This window comes from Saccharolobus shibatae B12 (assembly GCF_019175345.1).
GTDB lineage: Archaea > Thermoproteota > Thermoprotei_A > Sulfolobales > Sulfolobaceae > Saccharolobus > Saccharolobus shibatae.
In genome coordinates this window covers 1,832,871-1,854,486 of the sequence record NZ_CP077717.1, presented here as the reverse complement: position 1 = coordinate 1,854,486, position 21,616 = coordinate 1,832,871, and the positions used below count along the sequence as shown (strand labels likewise).

The 21,616-nt window shown below is 36.2% G+C and carries 20 protein-coding genes and 4 pseudogenes; 6 read left to right on the top strand and 18 right to left on the bottom strand.

Features of this window, described 5'->3' with window-relative positions; genetic code table 11:
• Positions 1-873: 873 nt before the first annotated feature.
• The 9 genes and pseudogenes from J5U23_RS09765 to J5U23_RS09725 all read right to left on the bottom strand — a co-directional run bounded on the left by J5U23_RS09765 (position 874) and on the right by J5U23_RS09725 (position 7,392).
• Positions 874-1,353, bottom strand: a complete 480-nt coding sequence (locus J5U23_RS09765) for a metal-sulfur cluster assembly factor (protein WP_218266052.1) — start codon at positions 1,351-1,353, stop codon at positions 874-876.
• Complete coding sequence (locus J5U23_RS09760) at positions 1,350-2,480, bottom strand: aromatic/alkene monooxygenase hydroxylase subunit beta (RefSeq protein WP_218266051.1); 1,131 nt, start codon at positions 2,478-2,480, stop codon at positions 1,350-1,352. The genes J5U23_RS09765 and J5U23_RS09760 overlap by 4 nt, the downstream gene beginning before the upstream one ends.
• A gap of 11 nt (positions 2,481-2,491) precedes the next feature.
• On the bottom strand, positions 2,492-2,839 hold the full coding sequence (locus tag J5U23_RS09755) for an MmoB/DmpM family protein (RefSeq protein ID WP_218266050.1): 348 nt from the start codon (positions 2,837-2,839) through the stop codon (positions 2,492-2,494).
• Positions 2,817-3,221 carry a Rieske 2Fe-2S domain-containing protein gene (locus J5U23_RS09750; RefSeq protein WP_218266049.1) on the bottom strand — a complete coding sequence of 135 codons (405 nt, stop codon included), beginning with the start codon at positions 3,219-3,221 and terminating at the stop codon, positions 2,817-2,819. Before J5U23_RS09750 ends, J5U23_RS09755 begins: the two co-directional genes overlap by 23 nt.
• Before the next feature lie 4 nt (positions 3,222-3,225).
• Positions 3,226-3,660 carry a hypothetical protein gene (locus J5U23_RS09745; protein ID WP_218266048.1) on the bottom strand — a complete coding sequence of 145 codons (435 nt, stop codon included), beginning with the start codon at positions 3,658-3,660 and terminating at the stop codon, positions 3,226-3,228.
• A gap of 4 nt (positions 3,661-3,664) precedes the next feature.
• Positions 3,665-4,597 carry a YHS domain-containing protein gene (locus J5U23_RS09740; RefSeq protein ID WP_218267536.1) on the bottom strand — a complete coding sequence of 311 codons (933 nt, stop codon included), beginning with the start codon at positions 4,595-4,597 and terminating at the stop codon, positions 3,665-3,667.
• Between the two features lie 149 nt (positions 4,598-4,746).
• Entirely contained in the window at positions 4,747-5,553 is an 807-nt protein-coding gene (locus J5U23_RS09735) for a ferritin family protein (protein WP_218266047.1), read from the bottom strand.
• Between the two features lie 74 nt (positions 5,554-5,627).
• Positions 5,628-6,842 carry an NAD(P)/FAD-dependent oxidoreductase gene (locus tag J5U23_RS09730; RefSeq protein ID WP_407690814.1) on the bottom strand — a complete coding sequence of 405 codons (1,215 nt, stop codon included), beginning with the start codon at positions 6,840-6,842 and terminating at the stop codon, positions 5,628-5,630.
• Positions 6,843-7,017: 175 nt separating this feature from the next.
• Positions 7,018-7,392, bottom strand: a pseudogene (locus J5U23_RS09725) (GlcG/HbpS family heme-binding protein).
• 145 nt (positions 7,393-7,537) lie between these two features.
• Here J5U23_RS09725 and J5U23_RS09720 point away from each other — a divergent pair.
• A complete protein-coding gene (locus J5U23_RS09720; protein ID WP_218266045.1) occupies positions 7,538-8,545 on the top strand; it encodes a VOC family protein in 1,008 nt (335 codons plus the stop codon).
• A 41-nt stretch (positions 8,546-8,586) separates the two neighbouring features.
• Here J5U23_RS09720 and J5U23_RS09715 read toward each other — a convergent pair whose 3' ends face one another.
• From J5U23_RS09715 to J5U23_RS09705, 3 genes are all read right to left on the bottom strand, one after another.
• Positions 8,587-9,402, bottom strand: coding sequence for an acetoacetate decarboxylase family protein (locus tag J5U23_RS09715; protein ID WP_218266044.1), 816 nt, complete (start codon positions 9,400-9,402; stop codon positions 8,587-8,589).
• Between the two features lie 88 nt (positions 9,403-9,490).
• Positions 9,491-10,291 carry an acetoacetate decarboxylase family protein gene (locus J5U23_RS09710; RefSeq protein ID WP_218266043.1) on the bottom strand — a complete coding sequence of 267 codons (801 nt, stop codon included), beginning with the start codon at positions 10,289-10,291 and terminating at the stop codon, positions 9,491-9,493.
• A gap of 69 nt (positions 10,292-10,360) precedes the next feature.
• On the bottom strand, positions 10,361-11,446 hold the full coding sequence (locus tag J5U23_RS09705; protein WP_218266042.1) for a zinc-dependent alcohol dehydrogenase family protein: 1,086 nt from the start codon (positions 11,444-11,446) through the stop codon (positions 10,361-10,363).
• Positions 11,447-11,677: 231 nt separating this feature from the next.
• Between J5U23_RS09705 and J5U23_RS09700 the strand changes: the two genes are divergently transcribed.
• The gene (locus J5U23_RS09700; RefSeq protein ID WP_218266041.1) at positions 11,678-12,364 is read left to right on the top strand and encodes a helix-turn-helix domain-containing protein; all 687 of its coding nucleotides are present in this window, start codon (positions 11,678-11,680) and stop codon (positions 12,362-12,364) included.
• A gap of 26 nt (positions 12,365-12,390) precedes the next feature.
• Here J5U23_RS09700 and J5U23_RS09695 read toward each other — a convergent pair whose 3' ends face one another.
• The gene (locus tag J5U23_RS09695) at positions 12,391-13,914 is read right to left on the bottom strand and encodes a CoA-acylating methylmalonate-semialdehyde dehydrogenase (protein ID WP_218266040.1); all 1,524 of its coding nucleotides are present in this window, start codon (positions 13,912-13,914) and stop codon (positions 12,391-12,393) included.
• Positions 13,915-14,718: 804 nt separating this feature from the next.
• Here J5U23_RS09695 and J5U23_RS09690 point away from each other — a divergent pair.
• From J5U23_RS09690 to J5U23_RS09680, 3 genes and pseudogenes are all read left to right on the top strand, one after another.
• A pseudogene (locus tag J5U23_RS09690) lies at positions 14,719-14,987 on the top strand (IS5/IS1182 family transposase); the annotation flags it as partial.
• A gap of 135 nt (positions 14,988-15,122) precedes the next feature.
• On the top strand, positions 15,123-15,365 hold the full coding sequence (locus tag J5U23_RS09685) for an AbrB/MazE/SpoVT family DNA-binding domain-containing protein (RefSeq protein ID WP_218257998.1): 243 nt from the start codon (positions 15,123-15,125) through the stop codon (positions 15,363-15,365).
• Positions 15,366-15,371: 6 nt separating this feature from the next.
• Positions 15,372-15,749 (top strand): type II toxin-antitoxin system VapC family toxin, encoded by a 378-nt coding sequence (locus tag J5U23_RS09680; protein WP_218267535.1) that lies wholly within the window; start codon positions 15,372-15,374, stop codon positions 15,747-15,749.
• Between the two features lie 69 nt (positions 15,750-15,818).
• On the opposite strand, the pseudogene J5U23_RS09675 reads toward J5U23_RS09680, so the two are convergent.
• The 4 genes and pseudogenes from J5U23_RS09675 to J5U23_RS09660 all read right to left on the bottom strand — a co-directional run.
• A pseudogene (locus tag J5U23_RS09675) lies at positions 15,819-15,920 on the bottom strand (IS630 family transposase); the annotation flags it as partial.
• A gap of 196 nt (positions 15,921-16,116) precedes the next feature.
• Complete coding sequence (locus tag J5U23_RS09670; protein ID WP_218260622.1) at positions 16,117-17,472, bottom strand: FAD-binding oxidoreductase; 1,356 nt, start codon at positions 17,470-17,472, stop codon at positions 16,117-16,119.
• A gap of 113 nt (positions 17,473-17,585) precedes the next feature.
• Positions 17,586-18,005 carry an STK_08120 family protein gene (locus J5U23_RS09665; protein WP_218257995.1) on the bottom strand — a complete coding sequence of 140 codons (420 nt, stop codon included), beginning with the start codon at positions 18,003-18,005 and terminating at the stop codon, positions 17,586-17,588.
• Between the two features lie 103 nt (positions 18,006-18,108).
• Positions 18,109-18,531: a hypothetical protein gene (locus tag J5U23_RS09660; RefSeq protein WP_016730455.1), complete on the bottom strand. Its 423-nt coding sequence runs from the start codon at positions 18,529-18,531 to the stop codon at positions 18,109-18,111.
• Between J5U23_RS09660 and fliD the strand changes: the two are divergent.
• Positions 18,515-18,975 (top strand): annotated as a pseudogene (gene fliD, locus J5U23_RS09655) (flagellar filament capping protein FliD). The gene J5U23_RS09660 and the pseudogene fliD sit on opposite strands and share 17 nt — an antisense overlap.
• A 421-nt stretch (positions 18,976-19,396) precedes the next feature.
• On the opposite strand, the gene J5U23_RS09650 reads toward fliD, so the two are convergent.
• Positions 19,397-21,457, bottom strand: coding sequence for a xanthine dehydrogenase family protein molybdopterin-binding subunit (locus tag J5U23_RS09650; protein ID WP_218266039.1), 2,061 nt, complete (start codon positions 21,455-21,457; stop codon positions 19,397-19,399).
• Positions 21,458-21,616 lie beyond the last annotated feature (159 nt).

The window sequence follows — 21,616 nt, the reverse complement described above, 5'->3', positions numbered from 1 at the left end:
AAAAAATGTTAAATAAAAACTTATTTTCTGTGAAGTAAAGTCTGTAAATATATAAAGAAGGATTAAGGGAATATAATCATTGAGAAAAGTCCTACGCAAAGTAATCAGAAAGTCTACTTTAAAGAGAGTTCTCCCCGCCGTTCGAAAGCTTTGAAGAAGATGCCTGAAACTTTCCTTGGGTTCCTCATATTTTATTCTTGCAGAAATTATTCCATTAAGAACGAGAATTGGGAAGAGGGGCAATATTAACACGCTTACACCCACGAATGTTGATAAATAGTATAGCCCAACACTTGTAATGCTCATTGTCGCAACTAATCCTAACATCAGTGAGTAGTCCTTTTTGGGTGATTCAAGTTTCCATTGCGAATTGTAATTATACCAAAAATAGATTAAAAAAGGAAATTGTTAAGCGTGAATCCTTATCAGTCCATAGGAGAGTGTTCAATTAAAGCCATTCTGTTTCAATAAATAAACTGAATTCGCAAAGGAGACGTCAATCGCCATTTCTTCTCCTCTTTGATATTTTTCTCTTTCATAGAAATTATATCATTTTTAGTAAAATTGGCGAAACACCACTGAACTTTCCTTCTGAATTTTTCTATTAAATAGGATAGTTATTCAGACTTCTCAAAAGACGAATTTAGTGATACAGTCTCTTTCATAATAGTTACAAAAAATAAAAGGACTAATTTTAGTTTAAGATGCTGAAAATGAGCGAGTTAATAGAAGCAACAAGATATATTTTGTTATTGATAAATGTTTATCCCCTCGCATTTACCAAGAAAAAGACTATATCAATAATAGAAGGAGGTTAAAGGAATTCGAATATAACAACGAGTAAGTGGAGGACTAGTCAAATTCCTAGATATCTTATTCTGTATAGGATGTTAATATCTTGTTTTTGTCATACCATTCTCTAAATTTTTTATATCTCTCCTCCACTGCTTTTCTCATATACTCACGTGGATCGAAATTCTCTAACTTGAATTTATTTATTGATACCAATTCCTCTATTCTTGTCTTATTAACTAACATCTCTACTGCATCCTTCCCATATATTTCCTCTAGCATTAGCCTACCCGCTTCTGTTGCATAACTTATATTCCATTCTTCGTTAAAATCACTCTTGACTTCCACGTTATAGTCTGAAAATGCCTTCATTAGTTTATACTTAACTTGAACCGCTACAAGATCGGCTACCGTGCATCCCTTATTTGCAGTGAAAATTAGTCTAACAAAAATTCTTTTACCTTCAATTCTTATCTCTCTTACTAGTCCTAAGTCATATATATTTATTGGAATCTCTGGATCGTAAATTTGCCTTAGAATTTCCACAATTTTATCCTTCATAATCCTATTCCTCCAAGATACTCACTATGAGCCTTCTTGATCTGCTTTATAGCATTATCATATTCTCCTTTGAGCACATCTCTAAACCCTTCTGTAGCCTTAAATGCCATCTCTTGCCAATCCTTTAGCCAAGGTTTGATAACGTCTTTTAAACTTGGTTCCTTACTAAAAGTGTATTTGAACAGTTCTTGAGCCTGATGTCTATGCCTTAATGTATCGTTATAGAACGACATGTGAATATGCTTAATTATCTCATCTCCCATTTTACTGAATTGTTGCGTTAGATGTTGGAGTGTTAGCTCATCTAATACGAATTTGACTGCTAGGTTAAATGCCACTAAGCTTTCTCCTACGTCATAAGTTGCCAGCATTTTCTCTAATACTTCCCTTGTTGGCTGGAATATTGGACTCTCCTCAAATGCCTTTCTTGTTTCCTTTCCAAATCCTAAACTTGGATATACAATATCAAGCATCTTTATCCTTTGTGCAATTCTTTGTACTCTCCTCATGTGATCCATTCCCATGAATATGAATACGTTAGTTATAGAACTTGTAGGAGCCATACTAGCTAGGTACATTGACTCCATTTGCATGATATGGAATACATACCTTAATGGATCGTAAACGTTCTTGTATAACTCCAGTGCCTCCTCACTTAGGTTCCAATCGTATTTAGTATTTACAATTTCCTCATATATCTTATCTAAGAAGGTTTCGTTATCATCTGCCATGGAGTTGTAGGTCCAATATGTAAGTTTGTATGGATCTTCATAATCATGCCATTCTCCTCTTTCGAATAATGGCTTAATGAATGGTGAGTTGTCTCTAAAGTGCTTATACCATTTTTGAGTTATATGTTCCGTCCCTAGTTCAAATGGTCCCTTATCATAGATATAAGTAGGGGATCTTGGATCCGCCCAGTATGACAATGCATAGGTGACTATTTGATATTCTGATGGCTTTTTCCTTCCTAGCTTTTTCTCCAGCATTGGCCAAGTGGACCAGACTCTTTTGTACCCCCTATATTCATAATCTCTGAAAAACGGATCCCCTTCTGGACCATTTTTGAACGCTCCGAACATTTGTTTATACCTTTTATACCATTCCAAATCCTCTAATCTAGTCATGATTTTTCACCTCATAATTCCAAATACCATTTTAGATAATCCCCTCTTACAATGATCTTTCCTGCAAATGCACTCATCCTTACCTCAACCTCTCCTGGAAATCTAACTTCTCTACCTAGCACTTCCTCTAGCGTAGTCTTGTTTAAAACAAGTTCCCTTTCACCCACTACTCTTATATATGAGCCTCTGTCGATAACTCCTTTGAAAGTATTTGGATTATCACGCGCTATAGCTTCAACTACACCGTAGCTGAACTCATCTTTTGTAAGCACTGGTCCTACAATATTCTGTGGTAATTTACTTAAATCTGTTATTTGGTATTTATCTAAAATTGATTCAAGAGTTAACTCCAAACTCATTTATCACACCCCTTTGCCTATACATACCAAACCATTTTACTTTGAATTCGGATACGGGAACAGACGGAACTCTAACAAAAATATCATTACCTTCAACCTTCACATCTAATGGAAAGAGGGAACTACCAACTGGATTTATGCTCTCTCCTGTCCTTGCGTTATACTCCCATAAATGTACTGGGCATATGATTTTCTCCTCACCGTCAAAAGAATTTGGCTCTATTAAACCTAACGCGTGGGCACACCTTGCGTAATATGCCTTAATTTCTCCTTTTATATTCACTACTAGGATTTCATATCTATTGACCTCTACTAACTTAGCCTCACCTTCATAAATATCGTCTAGTGTTAACACTTTATGGAATTCTCCAGGATAACTCATAGTCTCACGCTCTTAACTTACCCTCCCTTTCCAATCTTCTAATGATACTATATTTTTCAACCTCGTCTGCAAATAGTACTGAAGGAGATCTTGGGGCTGACTTTATAGCTTCTTCGGTCTCTTTTATAATGCTGAATATTTCATCGCTCTGATTCTCTGGTTTCCAGAACTCTTCCTTTGGTGGCCACCAGATTAACCAAAAGACGTCGTATGGCTTTATCGCTTCTTTAACTTTGACATTAGGGTCTAAAACTTGACCAGTAAAGTAGTTAACTAATCTTAGCTCCTTTCCTTTCTTTTCCCATACTAACACATTTACTGTTAGGCTCCTTAACATTTCCACAGCCTCTTTTACTGTAATGTTTGTTGGAAGTATAGCGGGTAACCATACTGTGCCCTCTTCTGGAACAAATACAATGGGTACTACTTCCATACTCATTCGCTTATCCCTCCGTATACTTCTTTATCCTATTGAAGAAATCTGGATCTTTCTCTTTATATAATAATGCATACGCACCGTCAGTGGGATCTAAACCAGCTTCCCCTTCTTCTGTTTGCCCCATGTTCCATATTACCTCATCTAGTAATCTCTTAGGATCCTTGTATGCCTCTTCAGTAAACTGTATCATCCCCTCAAGTACTCTTTGCGTGTAGGTCCTTCTTCCAGCATATCTTTCTGGTTCTTGTTCAAAAATCCATGCGCAAGCTGGACTATCAAACGTATATATCTTTCCCTTGTACTCTTTTAAGTAGATTCTTAAGTACTTTCCATTTACAGGTGCTTGTATTGGTACCTGACAAACTCCACATAAATGTACTGCAGTTAATGGTAATGGTATTTGTCCATCAATTATCTTCTTTATGTATAAGTCCCAAACTCTTCCGAAAAACTTCTCCCAGTGTGGGTATTTCTCGTTTAACCATTTTCTCTCTTCCGGTGTTGGACCTCTAAATGAAATATTTAGAGTCCTTCTCCACGTATATAATCCTATAATAAAATCATGATGCCAATGGTCTAACTCTAATTCAAACCACTTCCAATACCAAGGTAATCTTATCCCATAATCTTCTAATAGCCTCTTAAATTGGGCACCTACCCATTCCGTCATAAATTCCTTATATGACATTATTCTAGCGTCTAGGGGAGTAAGGTAATCCATTGAAACTCCTGTTAAGGCTCCTATTAATCTAATCGATAACCAGAATCCTTTCGCTATTAAATATTCTCCTGCCTCCTTGTACGCTGGACTTTTCTCTCTCATTTTGGCCGCAAATTCAATAGTATTTCTATACTTTTTCATTAACCCCTCTGAGATATTAGATAATGCTTGCTTGACTTCTCCTCTAGTTTGACCTAAACTTCCCTCCCTACTCATCATCGTATAATCCTTTTTATACTTTTTAAGAATTACTCTAACAAGTTTGATAGATCCGTTTATTAATATATAGATTTTAAATTCTTACTTGCGTGAAGTATCTCTAAAAAGAGTAACCCGTTAATAATTAAAAAATAATAATTAAAAAATTAAATTTTCTTTTTGATCTCTTCACTTACCTTCGTTACGTCAACGAAACTCTTTAGAACTGGGTGCCCTATCTGTGCATGCCTAGATTCATCAGTTTGTATACTTTGAGTTGCTGAGGAGAACACGAAGTCATTGGTCTTATTCGCCATAGCAGCAAATGCTACAAATTGTAAATTGGTAAATCCAGTTTCAAATGCAAATGTCGTCAATAAAGCAAATTCTATCGCATTAGTCCCAGTTATAGTATCATCAAAGAACGATCTAGCAGCTATTGGTAGCCATCCGTCAAGCCAGAACATCTTGTGCGCGAAGGCAAACTTAGGGCTAGCGGTTATACTATCATGAGACAACAAAATTTGTACTTGTGCGTGCCTTACCTCATCCATAGAGCCGAATGTGGATAAATTTCTCCATTCACCAGCTTTCCCAAATCTTGCCATCCTGGCCTCAGCTATAGCAGCAGTATACTCTGGTATAGGCACTGCAGTTATGTGGAAACAGAAAGAGCCTTGATGATAAGTCTTATCCAATTTCTTTATTAACTCTGCCCTTACTCCAGCCTCTCTCACAGAGAAAAGTCTTTGATCTTTCTCCTTTTGATTCTTTACATACTCCCTATATGTTACCTTATAGGGGGCATCATATAGCTCGACCCATACGTCTATTGGTAAATTCGGTACTCCACTCATATCTACTGGAAATAGTTCTTCTTCTTTTACGTATTTTTGTGTCCACTCTAGCCTATTAGCTATATCATAATACTCATCTCTTGATGGTAGTCTAGGTTCTGCAGGAACTGGTTTCATAAGTAAGTGTGTATCATTCGTATATAAAAATAATTCTTAAACATGTTCGAAAAAAGAAGTAACTTTATCCCCACTTATGTTAATAGTTTCTGAAGATTAAAACTTTCATCTACCAATTTATCTCTTTTGCTCGAGACATCTACTTGCTTTTGTATTAATTTATTAAGAACTACTATCTCTTTAACATTCCTACTTATTGCTAAGTAACCCTTAATAGTACCTCCTTTTAAGTATATTACACTGAACTTTGGTCTTTGCGATTCAAACTTTCCTCTTATTACGTATTCGTCGTAATTCCTTGTCTCACCAGCCGATTCTATGTGTATGTCAAATATATCTGACCATATGGACGATATGAAATTGTAAGCCTCCCTACTCCCAGCCATATTCCTAGCAGCCAACTTTCCAGTATACTCCGCATTATTCCAGTGCTCAATCCTCTTCCTCCTACCCTCCCTAGGATCGAATATATTGGCAATGTCCCCAGCTGCGTAAATGTCCTTAGCACTGGTTTCCAGATATTCGTTTACAACTATACCGTTATCAGTCTGTATCCCACTTCTTTGCGCCACCTCAACATTTGGCACTATTCCCACAGCCATTAGAAACATGTCTGCCTCCAACCTCTTACCACCAGACGTTATTGCAATCCTTCCTTGAATCTCCCTCACCGACTCGTTTAATATGAAGCTTATCCCCCTACTCTCCAAGTATTGCCGTATAACCCTAGATACCTTTTCATCTACAAATGTGTTCCATATGTAAGGCATTACCTCAACTACCGTAGTCTTCACACCAAGCGTTGTTAGGCTTGACGCCACCTCAACACCAATGAAACCAGCACCAACTATTAACGCATTCCTACTCTTACTCGCAGCTTCCCTTATACTATCAGAATCATCAAGCGTCCTCAAATATAGCACATTATCACCCCCAGGGATATTCAATCTCCTAGGCCTACCACCAGTAGCTATCAACGCCCTATCAAAGAGAATCACACTACCATCATTCAGCACTGCCTCCTTAGAATTAACATCAATCCTCTCAACACTCCTATTCAAGACAACATCCAAATTACCCCTCTTGTAAAAATCATCAGACTCAAAGAATAACATGCCTCTTTCCAATTTTCCTTTAAGATAATCCTTTGATAGTGGTGGTCTATCATATGGGTAATATTTGTCTGATGTTACCATGACTATTTTTGAGTTTGGCTTTAGTTCTAGTAGTTCCTTTAACGCGTTATATCCCGCAATACTACTCCCAATTATCAAGTAGTCACATTTCATCTTCATCTATATTCAACAACCGTCGAAAGTAATATTAAGCTTAATCTAACAAGTTTGATGTGTAGAGATTTTTAGCTTAAAAGTCCCTATCTTTTTTTAAAAAAAGAAGATAAGTTTAAACCATTCTTGTACATTTTATATCTTCATCAAATAGTTTATCTAATATTTTACAAAATTATGATTCCAATTTTTTAAGTGTACTCCTTGCAATTTCCATATCTTGTTCTGCAGACCCACCAGATACTCCTATTCCTCCTATTACCTAACCTTTATAGATTATAGGAAATCCTCCACCGAAGATTATTAACCTAGGTATTTTAGGAAATCCCATTGCCAGCGGGGGGTTGTCTTTAAGCATATTGTACCACTCATGTGTTGGTATGCCAAAACTTACAGCAGTCCACGCTTTATCTATGGCTATTTGTATGGTCAAGATTGGTGCACCATCCACCCTCTTAAAAGTCTTTAATTCCCCTCCTTCATCTACTATTGCTATTGAAACGTTCACTCCTAACTCTTTAGCCTTCCTTACTGCCTCGCTTATTAACATATCTGCCAATTCATCTGATATACCTATATTTAATATGTTCATAAATGCTATTTAAGTAAAGGTGGAATTAAGCCGTACATAAAACTTGTTTGAGTAGATTTTTTAATATCACAGGAGAGGAATGAAACTAAGGTGAGTGTGAAAAATGGTAAATAAGTTGCTTTCCCAACTAGCTAGCGTAGAAATTCTAACACCTAAAATTGATGATACATTGTGGTTTTTCAAAGACATTTTGGGATTGCACGAAGTCGGGAGAAAGGGTAGGTCAGTATACCTAAGAGGATGGGAAGATTGGTATACTTATAGTCTAAAGATTACTGAATCTGACACTGCTGGTGTTAGGGAGATAGTATGGAGAACTTATAGTGAGCAAGACCTAATGGATGCTGTAAAAATGATTGACTCATATGGATTAGGCTTAGGATGGGATAATGGGGAGCCAGATATGGGAATAGGGAAGGGGTATAAGTTCTTGTTACCTAGTGGTCAAGTAGGGAAGGTAGTATGGGAGATTAAATTATGGAGAGCTAGTGGGGATTTAAGGTCAGGTTATAGAGCAAGACCAATGAAGAAACCCCTTAAAGGTGTACAAGCACGAGATTTAGCTCATGTATTTATTTTCGCATATAGTGATGAAGCATTAGTAAAAACTGTAGATCTCTTAAAGAAACTGACATTTAAAGTAAATGAAATATTAAAGGAAGGAGACCACAAAATAGCCTATTGGATGGCTGTAAATGGAACTTCACATGATTTGGCGATTTCCTTGGATCCTTCCGGAATTCCTTCCAGGCTAAATCATTTCACCTATAATGTGGATTACGCAGATGATATTCTTAGGGCTGCAGACTTCTTTAGTGATTATGGGATAGAAATTGTAGGAGGACCCTTAAGGCATGGTATAACTGATAGTCACTCCCTATATGTAAAAGAACCTGGAGGAAATGTGGTAGAAGTATTACATGGAGGATATATAAACACTGTACCAGATTGGGAGCCAGTAGTGTGGGATACTAAGGAGGATGAAAACAGATGGTTATATTATTGGGGACATGTAAAAGAAGCGTTCTGGAATGGAAGTCCTATACCTGCAAATAGAGTTAGTGACGAGTTAAAAGAGATAGTTAGACAGAAATTAGGCGCAAAAATCTAATAATAAAGGTTATTTTAAAATAAAAATATGTATTTTTTAATTTATTTTAGAGAGATGGTTTCTTCAATTTTCTTACTTATTAGTTGAGTGGTGGTTACTTTGAAGTATAAGGTATAATAGTAACCTCCAATCGTTCTCTCGACCTCGAGCAAACTAACTTCATCGTTAACATATCCACCTAGGTCCAAACTAGCTTTTCCCTTCCATATTTCTCCGTATTTGCTCTCATCCCTAACTCTACTGACTATTTCGTATAGGTCAACTTCCCCCTCACCCCTACTTGGGAACCTCCTTATATTTAAGAAGGGCCCAAAGTTCTTAAGAGGTAGCGAATCAGTCCTCTCCTCTAATTCAACCTGTAATCTAAACATTATACCTCCTCCCCTTACGGCATATCCTCCTAACCTAAGTCCACTTTCTGGTCTATTGTACTTGGGAAGTAACGGATGTAATTTAGTCATTGTTATCTTAGCTATTTTCTTCGGATAACCATCTAACCAACCTCTTACCAATGCCCAATCCTTATCTACCCACATAAATGGGAAATATAAATAGTTCGTACCTTCAAAGTTGACCTTTAACCCAATAGCTCCCTCCATGTACTGTACTAAATCTGGGTCTTGATACATATAATCCCAATTATCTTCTGAGGTAGAAATAAATTCGGCAATGTAAACCCAACCTTCACCGTCAGTTGATAGGAATCTTGGAATTACCTTTTCTGCAGATTCCTTAGTGAACTTTACATGGGCCCCAATATAGGTAACTCCATAATACCATGGCGGTTGAAATACAATTTGTGATTTGCCACTACTCGTGGGGGGTAAAGTGAAATTGGAGTTGTTATTTTTTGTCATGATTACTTCTACTTCTAACCTATTAAATAAGCATTCCATTAAACTTGTTTCATGTTTTCTTATTTCACTTAAAAACATATCTCACTAATTATTTCGAAATCCTAGATAGGATCTTTGTTCCTAATTGCTTAAATGACCAATTGAAGTAATATCCTCCCTCAATCTTGTTTATCTTCAAAACTTCAAGCTCCTCATTTATTGAACCGTTTAATATCACCTCTCCTTCACCTCTCCACACCTCGCCAATTCTAAAGTCTGAGGAGATTACTTGTCCTAGCTCGTAAACATCTGTACCATCTTGGACAGCTGGGAATCTTCTAAATTGTACTATGGAACCAAAGGGTATTGGGGATTGCGAGACTTTTTCTCTTAGCGTTATTTTCATTCTTATTATCTCCTTACCGTTCCTTAACGCATATCCTCCCATCTTTACACCAGTAGAAGGACCACTGTAACCGTCTAGAAGTTTATGAAATTCTGACATTGATATGTAAGCTAATTTTTTAGGATAGCCTAACAGCCACCCACGAATTAGCGGTAGATCTTTATCAACCCACATGAATGGGAAATAGGTGTAAATGTTACCATTATACTTGACCTTTAGGGCCACCGCAGCCTCCATGTACTTAGTCTCTTCAGGGTCTTCATACAACATCTCCCATCTATTTCCACTTACTGTGAAAATCTTAGCAACATATACAAATCCTTCGCCATCTACTATTTCCAATGGAGGAGGTATTAAATCTAGAACTTTACCTGGATCAAAATAGACCTTTACCCCTATCATTTCTATTGCGTATATCCATGGTGGAGGTGGAACTATTTGAGACTTGCCCGATTTAGTTATTGGTAAACTAAATGTGGTATAATAAGGACGTGTTTCTTCCATATTGTTTTTTCTTTCCCTAGGTTAATAACCCTTTTATAAAACACGTTTCACAATTAGAAAGGGAAAAATTTAGCTAAACTTATTAATAATAATTCTTCCTGCATTTTTGTAGTCGCTCATTTCTCTGTAGGCATCATTGACATCATATATGCTTATGATCTTGTACGTAACTGGATCTAGGTTAATCTTTCCCTCCTTCATTAATTTAAATATTGCATCAAATTTTTGGGCTGGTAACATTAATACTCCTTGTATTTTGATTTCCCTTGCTACCACTAAATCTGCAGGCAATGGAAAAGTCTCTTTCCCTTTCATCATAAGTCCGGCTAATAGTAATGTCCCATGCACTCTAATGAGGGGTAAAAATGGGATAACTGCATCTGGAATGCCCGTAGTATCGTATACTATATCCACTGAACCATACTTCTTCATAATATCCTCGACTATATTATTCAATTCTTCAGACTTACCAGAATATTTATAAGTCTCAATGCTCCCTAACATTTTAGCTTTCTCTAAAGATCGTTCGTTAACGTCTACAGCTATTACTTTAGCACCAAGAGCGTTAGCTATTGCTATACCACTCAAACCCATACCTCCTGCTCCGATTGTGACCACCATGTCACCTGGCTTTAAATTAGTCTTCATTGTAAACGCGTTCCATGAAGTTCCAAAACCACAAGAACTTAGAGCAGCCCACTCTGGCTTTATACCATCTGGTACTTTAACTAGATCAATTACTGACCTCTCTGGGACTAACATGTACTCGGCAAAGCACCCATTAATTCCATAACCAGCTATTACCAAGTGATCACAAACATTTGAATCTCCTTCCATACAGTATTTGCATGTCCTATTATCTCCGGTAGAAGAAGCAGGCATGACTACCTTATCTCCCTTTTTCAATTTAGCTACATTCTCTCCGACCTCTACGACTTCTCCATAAACTTCATGACCTTGAGTTATTGGTAACTTACCACCACTCCACTGCATGTATGCTACCAAAGCAGGATCTCCACGCCATAGATGCCAATCTGATCTACATATTCCACAGCTTATCACTTTTAGAAGCACATCTCCTTTTTCCACTTTAGGAACATCTAGCTCCTCTATTTTCAGAGGTTTTTGAAACTCCACTAATCTAGCTGCCTTCATCAAAACAAATTTTATCTTACTACTAAAATGGGTTTCTCTAACATGTTTGACATGGTAAATTAAGTAAATTAGATTAACGACTTGATTAAATCTCAATGAATGTAACATTAATGTTTTAAATAGCGACTTAATTTACTACGAGTAATTTTTCTTGATTCATAATTTGAGATAAGGAGAATTGTCATAAAGTTTAAAAATTTTAATCAGAAATAGTATTATAGGTAAAAATGTATGAGTGACAGACTGTTGGAAATTACGTTTTCAGTTGAACATGAGAACTGTTGGACTAATCTAGTTGGTAAATACGTTGTGAAAACTTTGAGATTTTCTGTAGATACTGAGAGGAACTTTATTAGGTCCTTAATCGTTGTGGATAAAAAATACAAGGATTTAATGAATAAGATAAAGAGAAATACTAGTTTCGTTGGATACTCATCAATTTCTCTAACAAATGACAGTAAGAAAATACTTTTCGATTTCAGAAAGAGGTACAAAAATAGTGTGATGGATGTTATAAACTCCGTAGATGGGATAATCTTAGATGGATTTAAGTATGATGGGAAGGAATATTGGCGAATTTTATTGTATGAAAGTTACATTAATGAATTAAGGGAGAAGCTTAGGTCTAAAGGGATTGTGGAGTTTATTGGCTTTCACGAATTAAATGTAACTGAGGACGAACTGACTCCATATGAACTGAAAACTTTAATTTTGGCTTATAAAAATGGATATTTTGATTTTCCTAGGAGAATCAAGTCTGATAAAATATCTAAATTGATAAATATAAGTAAATCCACTTTCACGTACCATTTAAGATCAGCTGAGTCGAGAATAATTAAACGATATATTGACGACCTAAAATTCTACAATGTAATTAACAACGTTTCGCAGCAAGAAGAGGAGAGAAAGGATAACTAAAAAAAGAAGAAGTGTAAAAATTAATTTTACCATCTTGTTATTACTACCTTTTTATCTGTGAAGAAATCTACGCTATCTATTTGTCCATGCAGTACGCCAAAGAAGGATTCCTTCCTACCTCCAAATGGGAAGAACGCCATTGGCGCGGCAACCCCTATATTAATACCTATATTTCCAGCATTGACTTCGCGCCTGAACTTTCTAGCATAATACCCACTGGTGGTAAATATCGATGACGCATTACCGTAATTGCTCTTGTTTATAATATCTATTGCCTCATCTAAACTTCTTACATGAATTATTGACGCCACTGGTCCAAATATCTCCTCCTTAGCTATTGTCATCTCCGGAGTAACCTCGTCAAATATTGTCGGGCCTAGGAAATATCCATTGGGATAGTCAAGTACTTTAACTTCTCTGCCATCCAATAACAGTTTAGCGCCTTCTTCTATACCCTTCTCTATATATCCTATTATCCTCTTTTTGGCGTCTTTTGTAACAACTGGACCCATGTCTACACTTTCATCTAAACCGTAACCTATCTTTAATTGTTTTGAAGCTTCTATGAACTTTCTCTTAACCTCGTCATAAATGTTCCCTACTGCCACTAAATTAGCAGCAGCTAGACATCTTTGTCCAGCATTACCAAAGAACGCTGAGACAACAGAGGGTATTGTCTTATTTAAATCAGCATCTGGCATTACAACGACAAAGTTCTTAGCCCCTGCTTGAACAATAGCCTTCTTCCCGTTTTTCCCCGCATTTTCATAAATGTACTTTCCTACTCTCGTCGAACCTACGAAAGTTACACCTTGGATTAATTTATTCGTAAGGAACTCGTCAACTACATCCTTAGCACCGTGAACGAGATTTACAACACCTCTAGGTAATTTGACCTCGTCAAAAATTTTAGTAATAAAATCCATTGGTACTGGAGTTATTTCAGAAGGCTTAACGACCACCGTATTTCCTAAAATTATTGCAAATGGTAAGTACCAGAAGGGAACCATTGTTGGGAAATTGAATGGAGTTATAATTCCAAAAACTCCTAAAGGTTCTCTAACAACGGTCTCATCAACCTCCTGAGATACTTGGTCTAGATGTTCCCCCTTATATAAAGTGTAAGCAACACCTATTGCAGTCTCAACATTCTCTATAGTTCTCCTCATATCTCCTCTAGCCTCTTGGATGGTCTTTCCGTGATTCTGAACTATTATCCTAGCTATTGTCTCCGAATACTCCTCTAACTTATTCTTAAGCGCGAAGAGGTATTGTATTCTAGTAGTTATTGGGACTTCTCTCCACTTCTCAAACGCCTCTTGCGCTGACTGTATTGCTTCTTTAACTTCATCCTTAGTTGAGAATGGGACTTCAGCAATGATTTCGTCTTTAGCTGGGTTATATGCCTTACCTATTGTATTGGTTTTAGAATCTATAAGCTCACCGTTTATATATAGCTTCAGCCTTCCATAATTCTTCTTAACCTCTTCCAATACCCTACCCATAGGCAATTTAAGATGATGAGTCGTTAATATATTTCCTTCAAACATGTTTCAAACAAGTTATGAAAAGATTATGCATAGTGACTTCTCTTTAAGCAAAAAATAAAAGATAATTCTAAATCCTTGACCTTGTTATGTATTTCTTTTCAAACTCTCCAACCTATAGTAAATACCATCGGAAGTAAATAAAGAATTCAATAAAGTGTTTGTAATGAGAACTATTAAAGATAATTAACAGCAGTCATTGAAATGAAGTTGAATTTTTATCATAGACCAGTAGCTTAACATATTATAGTCCATTTCTTAGTAAGTGCGAAGAGAATATAGCTTTTGTCAATACAAAATATAGCCAGTTAAACCCCTTAACTCATTTATTCCCAACATCCCCACCAAGTTAATAACCCTTTTACTCCTTTGCAAGTATTATGAAAAAGACTATGAGACATATGACGTCAACGAGGTCTACAAGACTGGAGTTGAGGTTGTAGCTCCTCCCAGAAAGGACGCTTCTACTCGGTACTCTCAAAATCATTTAATTAAATATAACAATTATGGGTTAATAAATGTTATCATCTTATATATGATAAAATATATCAAAAGGAAATGATTCTATCTGAATTTTCATGAAATTAAAGTATTTCTTCCTCTTTTTCTAACATCTACGAGAAAATGTGAGGAGAATAACATGAACTATACTACTGCTTCTTAAGTAATACATAAATATTGGAGTATTTGGTGAGATTTTTACTTTAAATTTTTAGTTAGTTGTCAGATAGTTATAAACTTTAGTTACTTAATTTTTATGATATTTTGAAATGGATTATTTCTGAAAATAGGTTTTGGGTCTACCGTACTAAGCGCGGTCCTCCTTCTAGACGTAAAGCTGTACGGAGTCTAGGAAGTTGGGTTATGATCGTTATAGGGAGGAGAAGGGTTACGGTGTTAGATGGTGGATTGAGGCCTTGTTCTCTGTAAAGCGTATTTTCGGGAAATCGGTTAGGGCAACGAGTTTTACAGGGCGAGTAGTTGAGGCTAAGCTCAAGTTCTGGGCCTACGCGTGGATGATCCACTTGGCGAATTCTGTAATCGGTAGGGCTCTGGGTATTAGGGTCGGAGTTTGAGAAGAACGTTGAAATAAACATTAATTACTAAAAAATTTTCATCATATAATATCATAATTACGAACTAAACTGAATGAATCAACTAAGCACACCAAAAGAAAAAGTTTATATTTGAGGGTTATTAAGTGGGTAGATGTGGGCAAGGAATTTATATTAACAATTGATGATAGAGGTAGAATCACTATACCTAAAGAAGTGAGAGAACTAATTAAAAGTAAGAAATTAAAGTTAAGGGTAGAAGGTTCTAAAATAATATTAGAGTCTATAGTGGTGGATATTGACAAATATTATGGTATATTTAGGAAAGATTTAGGGAAAGTGGATATAGATAATATAATAAATGAAGCGTTAACGGAGGTATTATTAAATGACAAGTAAGGGAAAATATTTTATGTAAATGTTTTTATCTACTATCTAACTGGTGATAGGATATATGGTGAAAGAGCTAAGAAGTGGCTTAGTATTAAAGATGATGATAAATACACTTCAATTATAACCCCATTTCTATTGGTAATAGTATTAAGTAGAATACTCGGTAAATCAATAAAGGACTATAATTTAGTTAAAACAGTAATCAAAGCCCTTGAGTCTTTAGGAATAGGATATTTGGAACTCCCCGAGTGGAGTAAAATTGCTGAAAATGTTAGAAAATACAGTATAGATGTTGAAGATTCTATTCACGTTACAACAGCGTTAGAGAATGGATTAGAGATCGTATCGAATGATGAAGAATTAAAGAAGAAAGTTAATGCGGAATTTTAATGTTAAGGACTAACGTTTTGTTTCGCTATACACTTAATACAAAGCTTAAATTTTCGTTTTCATTCCTTAAAGGTATAGTAATATTCCTCTTGCTTTAGTCTCGTTTAGGTTCTTGGGCTTCCTTCTGATAAGTTTTCTGATCCTCCTTTTTAGTGCCCTAAACATGCCCATTTCCCAGCATCTCCCCACTAAATTTGAGATAATCCCTTCTAGTCCCCCTTCGCAACTATTATGAAAAAGACTATAGAGAAGACTTATCTGTGCTTCTAAGCCCTAATACTAACATTAATGGCGTCCTTAACTCTTTAAATTTCTCTATTTCGTTTTCACTATGGAAGAAACTCTCCTTTCAGTTTTTGGGTAAGTGTCAAATAGCACTTCTACCCCCAGAAGTTAAATGCTTATATGCTAATTCGACATACTTGTCAGGGTTCATTATATCATCTGGATCAATTAACTTCTTTATCTGATACATTAAATCCAATACCCTAAAACCATTATGTTTAACTATTTGCTCAGCCATTAACTTAGCCTTCTGCACACCAATTCCGTGCTCTCCACTAACAGAACCCCCAAGCTCAATCGCCATTCTAGCTATTTCCTCAAATGCCTTTTCTCTTGCTATCTTATCCTCAATTATTATGTTTGGATGAAGGTTACCATCACCTATGTGCGAGATAACGTAGAATTTAGTATTGTACTTCTCACCTATTTCTCTAAGTCTCCTTATAGCCTCTGGCAGTTTAGAAACTGGTACTACTATATCTTCAGCGTAAAATACTTTGTTTGATTCAGCTTTCACTGCTATTGCAGCTTGTGATCTCAATGAATACAATTTCTCCGCCTCTTCGCCTTCAGCAATCTTAATATCAACTGCCTTTCCCTCTAATACTTTCAACACATCACTAACACTATCTTCTTCTATTGAAATTAATAACATCCCTCCCTCTGTTTCCTTGAGGTTTGCACTCAAGTGTTTATTTAACGCTTTAACTACATCAGCATCGACGTACTCTGACAGCTCTGGCAATATCTTATTCTTCCTCAAGCCTACTATAACTTCTCCAGCGGATTCAAAATCCTTTAACATTGCAGCTATCATAACCATCTTTCTCTTTGGAATTGGTATTATCCTCAACCAGATTTCCGTTACTATCCCTAAAGTTCCTTCACTTCCAACGAATAAATGAACCAAATCATACCCAGCCCTATTCTTTCTCAATGGTTCTCCGACCTTAATTACCTCCCCATTTGGTAGAACAACACGTAAAGATAATACCCATTCCCTGAACGAACCATGCCTTACACCCCTCATCCCTCCAGAGGATTCAGCTACTGCACCACCAACTGAGCATAAAAAGAAGCTTGCTGGATCTGGAGGTAACATAAAGCCTTTTTTCTCTAGTTCCTCGAAGAGGTCTATTAATTTAATCCCTGGTTGGACTCTTACGTACCAATCAATATCGTTTATCTCTAAAATTTTATTCATTTTGGATAGGTCTATTAATATACAGTTTTTATCGCACGAAACAGCTCCAGTTAAACTAGTTCCTTGACCCCATGGTATTATGGGTAATCTATTTTTCTTAGCAAATCTAATGATCCTAATGACTTCATCCTCATCCTTAGGGAAGAATACGACTAATGGTCTTACTTTCTCTCCAGAAAAATCCTCCCTCTCCTCTACCTTTTGCTCTATCTCATTTAATTCGCTAAAGTCCATAATAAACAATTATACGTGAGTCAATAAAAGGATTTTTAGGGCTAATGAATAGCTTTGTCCCTTATATAATGTTCAAATTTATCCCTTAAAATTAAAAAGTTTTTATGGGCAAGTTAGATTTTCCTCTTTATCCTTTCAACCCTTATTAGCTCACTCGCCTTATTCCTAAAATCGTTTATTCTAGATTTGATCAGTCTGGCATTTAAAAAACCAAGTGGAATATTAAACTCTATATCCATGACTACCCTACCTCTATCTAACTGGATTCTTATTTTTCCTCCCTTGTCTGGTCCATACCCTGCTACGTTAATGACATATGTTACAGAATTGAGAGATGTGAAGATTTTACCATATATTACCATTGTGGCTTTTCCAAGTAGTGTTGATAAAGGGACCTCTGCAGTGAAATCACTTCCTTTAACCTCAACGTTTAATGCTCCAAATAGATTTGGCATTAAGAAGTTGGGGTCAGCAAATATTATAGAAAGCTTCTCGTCATAATCATTACCATAAATCTCTATTTTCTCTTCCACAAGAGGAAATTCTTTCTTTTCTATATAAACGTTTTGCTTCCCAATTTAGGTAAATGATTATACTTAAATAAAACGTATTAAATAATAAAAGAAATGCCTTTTGTCACATGAATGTGTTTGGCTTTCCTCCCAACCTTTGAGATTCATTCAAATATATATCCCTAGGATCAGCCAAATTTAAGGCTATCTTATACGCTGTGCTATTTTCACCAAACTTATCTCTTACCATTTCTAAATCTATCCTTCTTACCTCTCTTTCATCGGCAATTCCAACGACGTGTAAATATTCGTGCAGTAGTATAACGTACAAATACTCGTACTCATATCCCATTCTCTTAGCTCTCATATACTGTTCGTAGTTAACATATATCGTGTAATCGTTAGCTCTCACATATGCCAATACTTGAGGAGGGAGGTAATTAACAAACTCAACTGAAACATTGGGAATTTCCCTTCCTAACTTCTTCCTAAGTTCTTCCTTAAGCTCTTCAGTTACAATATCTGTCATAATGCCGAACGAAGGCATCAATTTAACTATCTCCTCACAAACTAATTTAAGCTTTCTCATACGCACTGCAGAAGGGGAATTGACGGCTTTAATAAGGAGTGCAAAAAATAAATATAAATCCTCTACTACTTTGATATAATGCTTGAAGAATGGATAAAACAACTTGCCGATGCATTAGATAAGTTTATGGTTGGTGAGCAACTAGCAGAAGATGAGAGAATTATGGTAGCCTCTCTCATTTATACAACACTAAAACACCTTAAGGATTTCAACGAGTGTAACGAGAAACTTAAAGAGGTTGAAGAAAAATGTAACAAAAACCTCGATGAGTTAGAAAAGAAATTAGATGAATTGCGAAAGGAATTAGACAAGAAAGAGGAGGAAGTTAAAGAGAAGTTGAAAACTTTAGACAACCTAATAAAAATAATGGAAGTAAATCCTAGATTATTACCTAAAAACTAACTTTAAGTGGAATAGTTTTTAATTATTAAACTCCCTCGTATATTGTAGAGAGACACGCTTCACATAAGTACAAAATAATTGATAGAATATTATACTAAACACAATTCTCCACACTAAGCTTATCTCTTAATTGTACGAAAATGCGAAAATTGATAGTGTTTTAAACGAAGTTATACTAACCTATTAAATCCCTCGTTTTCGGATTTCTACAATATTTTTTAAATTTGATATTTAAAAGAAATCTAAAAACTCTTACTTGATAATCTTAGAAATAGTGGTCGATACAACCTACATTAACCATACGTGAAAAAGTTAGCTTAGATTATTAATTGATCACAAGATTAATACTATACAGAACCTTCTACAGAGATAGTTATAATGGAGGCTAGTTTCTAAACCTAATAAAAGCTTAAGATTCTCCTTAAGAAGTTATCAACCAAGGATCTATTGGAGTCCTATCGAACTTCCTCTTAGTAGCCTTCTCTACTGCTATGAAAACTGCCGGTAAAGCACCAGTTGTACCAGCCTCACCAACGCCCCTACTTTTAGATAAGAGCTGAGATGGGTATTCCACGTAATCAGTATTTACCTTCAGAGGAGCTTCTAAAGCCGTTGGGACTCCACAATCTGCAATTGAAGAGCATAATGGGATTCCCCTCTCATCATATCTCATAGCTTCGATAATAACTTGTGACATTCCTTGCAATACTCCGCCAATTATTTGCCCCTCTATTTCTTCCTTATTCATAACTCTACCAACGTCGTCAACTGCATAATACTCCAAAACCTTAATAAACCCAGTTTCCTCATCCACATCAACTACAGCTACATGGGCTCCAGGTGCAAATATATCATCAGCCTTATAGAAGACTTCAGCCTCTATGCCCTCATACTTAGTTAAGTCGCCTTCACTTAAAGAATTAACATTTATCTTCTTAAGCAACTCTGTTGCTGCAGCTATTACTGCAGAACCTCCTATAGTTCCAGCTCTAGAACCAAAGCTACCTATACCCTCTTTGACGATCTCTGAACTGCCAGTCATTATTTCTATTTTATCTTGACTTATACCTAATACTTCTGATGCAAGTCTCCTAAATGTGCTAGCATAAGCTTGACCATGTGGACCTAGCCCTAGATAAAAGTTTACTTTACCGTTTTCGATCTTAACTCTAGCGCCCTCTCCGGGTGAAGTTCTGACTATCTCAGCAAACGTAATGATTGAAACACCCTTATCATTGTAAACCTCCTTAGCCTTCCTATAGTACTTCTCGGCAGTATCCAAAACCTCATTATAACCAGCAGGATCAATTCTAACGCCGAGAGGTGTAATATAACCATTATCACCAATCAGATTTTTCCTCCTAATCTCAACTGGATCCATTCCCAATTCCTCAGCCAAATCCTCAACAAGGGTCTCATGGATTAGTGCCGCCTCTGGTCTACCAGCACCCCTATAGAATCCCATTGGGGGAGTGTTGGTGAATACTCCTAAAGCCCTTATTGATGCGAACTTCATCTTGTAAGGACCATTGGATAGTCTAGCGATAAATAAGGGTGCAATAAAGCCAATTCCATAATCGAAGGCACCAATGTTAGCTATGATAGTACCTTCTATTCCTAAAATCTCACCATCTCTAGTAGCATAGAGTTTCATATCCGATACTTCTCCTCTGCCTAAGGATTGAGTATTAACTAGCATTTCACTTCTAGTTTCTATCCATTTAACAGGCTTCCCAAGTTTTAGGGAAGCTATTGCAGCTAAAACGTACTCGGGATATCCGCCACTTTTATTACCAAACCCTCCTCCTACGTTAGGCGCTGAATAAACCCTTATCTTTTCCGGAGAAATACCTAAAACTTCCCTTAGATCATTCTTTACACCAAATGGCGCTTGCGTGGAGACGTAAACGTTTAGGACATCATTTTCCCACCAACAAATGAAACCTTTTGTTTCCATCGGATTTGAAACGATTCTATGTTGTTTAATTTTCCTGCTTACGACAACGTCAGCCTTGCTTCTTAACGATAAATTTCCCCCTTCTAAAAACTGATCTATGGAGATGTTAGTTTTTAAACCTGGATGAATGGGCTCTGCATTTAATGACTCCTCAGGATCAACTACTGGTTTTAACTCCTCATAGTCAATTGAAACTTCCTCTGCTACGTCTTCAATCTTATACCTATCATCAACCGCAAATGCCAAAATTGGTTGACCTACGAAATTAACTCTATCATCAGCTAAAACTGGCATTTTAGCAACTTGCGCATTCCTCGCTAAATCTGGAAATAACCTTGCCGGCATGTATATTTTTACGTCCTCCCATGTTAATGATATGAGGGCATTTTCTGGTTTAGATACTCTTTTTATTATACCCCTAGCTATTGGAGACCTAACTACACTAAGGTAAACTACATTTTTCGGACTAATGTCATCAATATAACTTCCTTTTCCCGTTATAAGAGGTAAATGTTCTTTTATCATAAAAGTTATTACGTAAACTAACTAATAAAATCTTGTCACGTATTTCGCAGTAGAGAAATATCATATTTTAATCTGTATATAAAAATAATCTGGTTCAACTGCGTTAAATATCTTTATTATATTTCGTTTTAGGACAACTTTTTTTCCTACGAGTCGAAT